The organism is Endozoicomonas sp., assembly GCF_051008435.1.
GTDB lineage: Bacteria > Pseudomonadota > Gammaproteobacteria > Pseudomonadales > Endozoicomonadaceae > Endozoicomonas_A.
In genome coordinates this window covers 25,332-31,587 of sequence record NZ_JBPCXO010000195.1, presented here as the reverse complement: position 1 = coordinate 31,587, position 6,256 = coordinate 25,332, and the positions used below count along the sequence as shown (strand labels likewise).

Annotated in this window: 6 protein-coding genes; 2 read left to right on the top strand and 4 right to left on the bottom strand. The window is 47.4% G+C overall.

Going from position 1 to position 6,256, the window contains the following annotated elements:
* Positions 1-422 precede the first annotated feature (422 nt).
* Positions 423-1,160, top strand: coding sequence for a hypothetical protein (locus ACR2PX_RS09730; RefSeq protein WP_433999165.1), 738 nt, complete (start codon positions 423-425; stop codon positions 1,158-1,160).
* On the opposite strand, the gene ACR2PX_RS09725 is transcribed toward ACR2PX_RS09730, so the two are convergent.
* Positions 1,154-1,702 carry a TetR/AcrR family transcriptional regulator gene (locus tag ACR2PX_RS09725; protein ID WP_433999164.1) on the bottom strand — a complete coding sequence of 183 codons (549 nt, stop codon included), beginning with the start codon at positions 1,700-1,702 and terminating at the stop codon, positions 1,154-1,156. The two genes, ACR2PX_RS09730 and ACR2PX_RS09725, sit on opposite strands and share 7 nt — an antisense overlap.
* Before the next feature lie 106 nt (positions 1,703-1,808).
* Between ACR2PX_RS09725 and ACR2PX_RS09720 the strand changes: the two genes are divergently transcribed.
* Positions 1,809-2,258: an HPP family protein gene (locus ACR2PX_RS09720; RefSeq protein ID WP_433999163.1), complete on the top strand. Its 450-nt coding sequence runs from the start codon at positions 1,809-1,811 to the stop codon at positions 2,256-2,258.
* 53 nt (positions 2,259-2,311) lie between these two features.
* On the opposite strand, the gene ACR2PX_RS09715 is transcribed toward ACR2PX_RS09720, so the two are convergent.
* The 3 genes from ACR2PX_RS09715 to ACR2PX_RS09705 are packed head-to-tail and all read right to left on the bottom strand — an operon-like array spanning position 2,312 to position 6,254.
* Positions 2,312-3,025: a hypothetical protein gene (locus ACR2PX_RS09715; protein WP_433999162.1), complete on the bottom strand. Its 714-nt coding sequence runs from the start codon at positions 3,023-3,025 to the stop codon at positions 2,312-2,314.
* 56 nt (positions 3,026-3,081) lie between these two features.
* Positions 3,082-5,253, bottom strand: coding sequence for an ABC transporter substrate-binding protein (locus ACR2PX_RS09710; protein ID WP_433999161.1), 2,172 nt, complete (start codon positions 5,251-5,253; stop codon positions 3,082-3,084).
* 50 nt (positions 5,254-5,303) lie between these two features.
* Positions 5,304-6,254, bottom strand: coding sequence for an ornithine cyclodeaminase family protein (locus ACR2PX_RS09705; protein WP_433999160.1), 951 nt, complete (start codon positions 6,252-6,254; stop codon positions 5,304-5,306).
* Between the last annotated feature and the right edge of the window lie 2 nt (positions 6,255-6,256).

The following is a 6,256-nucleotide window of genomic DNA, read 5'->3' as shown; positions in this document are numbered from 1 at the left end:
ATTGCCGCAACTACCCACGAGATAAACGAAAGTACAGCATATTTGTACCTCTGAAACTCAAGTGTGGCATGGCTTATAACCAAAACCTTTTATCCCTGTAAAATCATCAGGGGTGCTGAATAGTTACAAATCGGGAGCGTCTTCAAACAATATGTTGAGGGCGCTTCTGCTGCAGACCCATTACAAACGACTGATTTCTTTCATCAAGATTCGCTATTGATACATTGACTCCACCTTGGGCAACGAGTAAAACAACAAAAGACTTTTAACACCAAATGTCGTTTGATTACTTGCTCCGTATTAAGCCAGCCATACCACTCTTCTTATGCACCCGCCTTAATTAATTAAGTTGTGAAATTACTTCCTCTAAGATAGGGTATCCCGCTTGAGCATCCATTGAATGAATCAGGGAAGACTTCAGAATGTTTAGCTTCAGGACGAGCTCTAAGGGCTATAAAGTCTCTTCGACCCCAGTATGGTACGCCACCAAACACATACCCGAACGCTTTCATAGGCTATCAGACTACGACCGGTCTCTATCGAATCTGATTGGGCATATCGGTCCCTACCCCGGCGATATGGCACGATCCAAGGCAGGTATGATTCACAGTGAATCGACTTCCCAGGATATTGGCGACCGGGAATCAGGTCTTGGTCGATCCTGGGAACGGCTTCATATGATCGGTGTTAGTGCTGGCAAACTGAATGAAAGGCGATACTCAAAATTCAATACATTGATTGGCAGCCATGCTCTGAATACCGCCATGATTCCCATGGAAGGGCTAGCCCGCTGGGTCATTAATAATGATCGGAAATTCCAATATACCGTGAAGGTCAAGAACCGCAAAGAACTGAAATTTATCACCAAAGATGGCAATGAACGTATAGAAATGGTGCCTTTACAACTGGAACAGGCGATCACCTACACCTCAGAAAAAGACGACTCTATCTGGATTACTATTCACCAGCATCATACCGACTGGCGAGTTAATATTCTGGATGGTATTGATGCTCTTCATTACAACGCGGATGTGGCTGATGAGGAAAAAGCCAGTAAAGCCAACATCAATGATGTTTATGCACCATTGAAGCCCAGATACTGTCTGCACAGCAAAACAATGTATGGACTTTCTTACGTATTTAATCCAGTACACTACTGAATCAGCTTCAATGCCAAAGGCAGGCATTTGTCTGCCGCTTTTTTATCACCACTGACAAACGCCGTAGCAATTGCCCCTTCTTTCAACAAGCAGAGTCCATCAATAATTTCATCGGAATAACCCGGCAGTTTGCTCCGGATGGTTTCCCTGACCTTGGACTTGTGTTTCCTGCAGTACTGAGCAACTTCATCACTGTGAGGGCTGCACTCGGCACTGGCATTGATAAAAAAACAGCCTTTGAAAGGGGTCAGCTCAGGGACCTTGTCATTGAACCAGTTTGAGAGTGACAGAAAAAGTCTGTCGACCACCTCATTATGATTCATTGCCTGATCCAGCTGCTCACTGATCCAGTTGATAAAGACTTCATCTCTGGCTGTCAGCGTAGCCAGTATCAGAGCGTCTTTACTGGCAAAGTGGTTATAGAGCGTTTTTTTCGCAACACCGGACACCTGCAGTACTTCATTAATGCCCACGGAATTGATGCCCTTTTTATAAAAGAGCTGCAGGGCTGTTTCTGTCAACAGTGCTCGTTTATCGACCATGTCATACCTCATACGCAGAATGCGCATATTGACAGAAGTAGACCGACCTGTCTACCACTCACCGAGTAGACAGATTGGTCTCCCCCTTTTAATACGGTACAGATGTATGAAACGTTTTCTATTACCCATTCTTTCTGGCGTTGCAGCTGCCATCACCATAGCCATGCTGGGATATGCCGAAAATATGCAACCGGAGCTGGTCTTTCTGATGGCCCCGTTTGGAGCAACCGCTGTGCTGGTGTTTGGTATTCCTGAAAGTCCTCTGGCACGACCCAAAAATGTTATTTTTGGTCATTTACTGACCGCCTTTATTGGTGTGGCATTCAGCCAATACTTTGAAATCAGTGCTTTGAGTCTGGCCGCTGCTACCGGCCTGGCCATTACGGGAATGCTGTTGACCAAAACCACTCACCCTCCTGCAGGAGCCAACCCTATTTTGATCATGCTGGCGGGTGAAAGCTGGGGTTTTTTGCTGTCTCCAGTGTTAAGCGGCACCATTGCTATTGTGTTAATGGGGATAGTGCATCAGAAGCTAAGACAACGTCTTACCGCCTGAACGACAGTCATCATACAACGGGTGGCCATTTCTATAGAGCCACCCGGTGCCAATCAATGAATAAGACTGATCTTGCCGGTTCCTATCGAGACATCCAGATCATAAGAGCCTGCTCCTTTATAGTCGACGCTGGGCGCGATTACACGGGACGACCCCGTGCCTACCTGATCGTAACCTTCAATAGCCGTGCTACCGATCCCGACATTAAGAGCCAAACTATTAAAGTCTTCTAATTGACTGTTTATGGTCACCTTGCCAGCCCCTACCCCAACGGTGGCAGTGTGGCTGAGTTCATCGATGTTAATTTTGCCTGCTCCCAGGTTGAAACGGGATTCTGCGGTCACTTCAGCAATATCAATGCTGCCCGCACCCAGATTCAGTTCAATTTCTTTCGACAAGGGAAGTTCCACAACCCACTCCTGAGGCGAGTTGTCTTCATCAATTTCAACCGTTAACACCGCACCTTCTTCCATCCGCTCTATTGTTACGGAGGGTTCAGAAGCTTTGCCGTCTTGCTCGCTCGAAGCGGTCACCGCAATATTCAATTTAAGGTTCTGAGTATCCGTACTAACAAATTTGGCTGAACCCGAAGGAATATTGAAGGTGATTTTTTCTACACCCTCAACATCAATATTTTCGGTTAATTCAATGACCACAGAATCAGCCTCCTGCTGAATCTCTGTTTTACTCTTGAAGATATTCAACACCGATACTGTAGCAGCCACACACAAAACAGGAATGGCAATCGCAGTTAATCTTTTTTTCATGGAGTCCTTTTTTTATCGTTCTCTTTGAACTCCTCTCACAGCAGCATCGGGAGCTCTTAATCTTCCGTTTCTATAGTCAGCTTCTGTCTACGACGAAAAGCCCCTACCACAGGAATGAACAGCCCAAAGAGCGCTATTAAAGTACCTGCTAAAGGCACCAGATTAGGCTGATTCCATTCCTGCTGGTGTCGTGCCCGCAACTCGGGATCGACCCGCACATATTTCAAGGTTGAGTAACTGATACCATGTCGTTTGGTATTCGACAACCACTGGTTGGCCAAAAAGTAGTCCTTGACGTTATAACCCCAGATCCAGGGAGCATCTTTCTGAACGATAGCGACCATCTCATGAATAGCAGCCAATCGCTCAGGGCCATTAGTGAGTGTTTTAACCTTGTCGTAAAGCGCATCGTATTCGGGACGGTCATAATTAATGTAATTAGAGCCATCGCAATGACACTTGAGGCTTCCCTGACGACTGTCTAAAAGAAACAAAAAATTTTCAGGATCAGGGTAGTCGGCCAGCCAGCCCCAGCTGAAAATCTGCGTATTACCCTGCCTGACTTTCTCTTTAAAACGGGAGAAATCCGTCACGCGGAACTCCAGCTGAACACCCAGCTTCTGCAATTGTCTGCGCATCCAGTCAGAATTCGGGCTACTATCGCGACTGGTAGTATCGAGGTAAATAATCAGTGGTTCGCCGGTTTCCCTCTGACGTCCATTGGGGTAACCCGCCTCGGACAACAGTCGTCTTGCATAGTCCAGTGACTTACGCTCCGGCTTTGAGGACTGTTCATTCCATTCGTATACGTAAGGGTTGATGCCTTCACGTCCCTCTCTGAACCCATACAAACCCGGAGGGACCGGACCATGGGCCGACTTGCCCAGTCCATTTTGAAAAATATCGACGAATTCCTGATCGTCCCAGGCAATACTGATGGCCTGACGTAACTTCTGTTTGTCTTCCGTATATCCACCCACCACGGGGTCTCTCATATTGAAGGCGGTATAATTGATCGAGGGGCGTATTTCTTCATCCACCTTGATATTGTGGGCCATCAGCTCCGGAGTTAAGTCCAGACCATCCGGACCCACGGAAAATGCCTGATCAAAAGTGGCTGAGTTAACATTGGAAGAATCTTCGCCGGAACGATCATAGTATCCCTGCATGAACTTGGCCCACTGAGGGGTTGCACTGTCCATTCGATAGACAGCCCGATCAATAAAAGGGATCCGCTTACCGGCATCTTTCAGGTAACCCCGTTCTTTATCGTCTTTCATACCCTCTGTTGGATAGAAGTCCTCGCGATAATTCGGGTTACGTTCCAGAATAATCTCCCGGTTGGGTTTATTGCTGACCATCATAAAGGGACCAGTACCCACCGGATTCCAGTCCAGGACCAGATTTTTTTCGATAAAACCCGGATTGTGATAGAAACGATCCGCTTCCCAGGGAATCGGTGCAAAAAAACGCATGGCCAGCCAATAGATAAACTGCGGGTAAACGCCTTTGATACGAATGGTATAAGTCAGGTCATCAATCCGCTCGACTCCTTCTAGATGATATTCACGCAAATCAAGCCACTGCCCTTCAACTTTAGCGGCCTCAATCTGACGGGAGAGCTCTGGCATCCCGACAATATAATCGGACATCAAACCAAACAGTGGAAACTTAGTCGCTGAATCAGCCATCCGTTTCATCTGGTAAATGTAATCGTCCGATACCAGCTGACGGGTATCGGTCTGAGCAAAATCCGACAATAAAACATACGCTTTGCTCTGCTCAGGAACATCGAACAGATAAAGACTTTCCCCCTGCTCATTGCTTGCAAATGCCGGATGCGGCTGGAACCGAATACCGGGCTTCAATTTAATAGTGATCAAACTGAAAGCAGGGTCCTGTGCTTCGTCTTCCAGTGGTTGTAATTGCTCATCAAGATAAGTCACCGTCGGCATGGCTGAAGCGGTCATGGGTTCAAGCTCGTAAGGCCGCTTCAGATAATGATACTGCAGGGGGGGCTCATAAATCTGATCAACAAACATCCCTTCGTCAGAACTGTAGGCTCTCACTGGATCCAGATGTTTAGGCTGACTGATATAACTGGCATTGTAGGTGATTTTATTATCCGGCTCGGGTCCATTGGGATTATTCCAGGGCCCCGAACAGGCGGTCAGAAATATCAGGGAAAAGCCCAGCAGCCCTTTCCTGAAAGGATATTTAGAAAGCATCGAAGCACTGCCTGTGATTTATTATTGTTGTTGTAGTGTCTGGCTTTGACTCAGTATTTGTGGAGGGAATCTGCTACACGACAAATGTACTTTGCCGTCATCAGATCAAGGTGGGCACCACCACCATTCTTGAAAAGAGTAATTTCAGAATCTGACTCTCGCCGCTCACTGCCGTTACAGAGATCATAAAAATCTCCCCGCACATCTTCCCTGCCAATCACACCCTTGGCGATGGGGATGCTCAGCTCGCCAATATCGTCCAACGTTGTTTCTCTGGCATCGACAAAAAGACTCGACTGTCGCACAAGGTCATCATCGGCTTCGCGCATGTCAGGCCGAAATGCTCCGATGAGATCAACATGAGTGCCGGGCTGAACCCAGCTTCCCTTAATCAGAGGCTCTTTCGACATAGTGGCTGAAGAGAGAATATCAGCCCTTTCAACGGCTTCCTGCAAATTGAGAACAGCTTTTACCGGTAAAGCCAGTGACGTCAGTCGATCCGCCAGACGTTCGGCCCTGACATGGCTGCGGTTCCAGATCAGCACTTGATCCAGTTTTGGAAAGGCGTCGGTATACGCCGAGATCAAAGATTCGGCCACTACACCCGCGCCCAGAATAGTCAGGGTGCGACTGTCAGGCCTGGCTAGAAACCGGCTACCCAGAACGGAATCCCCTGCCGTTTTCCACTTGGTGAGAAAGTTGCCATCTATCAACGAGTCCACCTTCCCTGTGGTTTCATTAAACAACAGAAACATTGAATTCACGGAAGGCTGTGGTGGAAAGAGTGACGTGTTACCCGGGAAGATGCTGGCACACTTAACACCCATTCCCAACCCCTGGATAGCGGCTGCACGATTGAGCAGCGTATTGTCACTCTGCTGCAAAAACATGTCGTCTATTTGAGCTTTTTCATGACGATGGCCCTCGATCATGGCCTCCATCACCCCGTTCCATGATAGAAAAGCCTCAACCTTGTCCGGAGTAATGTATAAAATGTCCATTC

Coding starts and splice junctions, on each gene's coding strand:
- ACR2PX_RS09720 (WP_433999163.1), top strand. CDS start 1,809: ATGAAACGTTTTCTATTACCCATTCTTTCTGGCGTTGCAGCTGCCATC.
- ACR2PX_RS09710 (WP_433999161.1), bottom strand. CDS start 5,253: ATGCTTTCTAAATATCCTTTCAGGAAAGGGCTGCTGGGCTTTTCCCTG.
- ACR2PX_RS09725 (WP_433999164.1), bottom strand. CDS start 1,702: ATGGTCGATAAACGAGCACTGTTGACAGAAACAGCCCTGCAGCTCTTT.
- ACR2PX_RS09705 (WP_433999160.1), bottom strand. CDS start 6,254: ATGGACATTTTATACATTACTCCGGACAAGGTTGAGGCTTTTCTATCA.
- ACR2PX_RS09715 (WP_433999162.1), bottom strand. CDS start 3,025: ATGAAAAAAAGATTAACTGCGATTGCCATTCCTGTTTTGTGTGTGGCT.
- ACR2PX_RS09730 (WP_433999165.1), top strand. CDS start 423: ATGTTTAGCTTCAGGACGAGCTCTAAGGGCTATAAAGTCTCTTCGACC.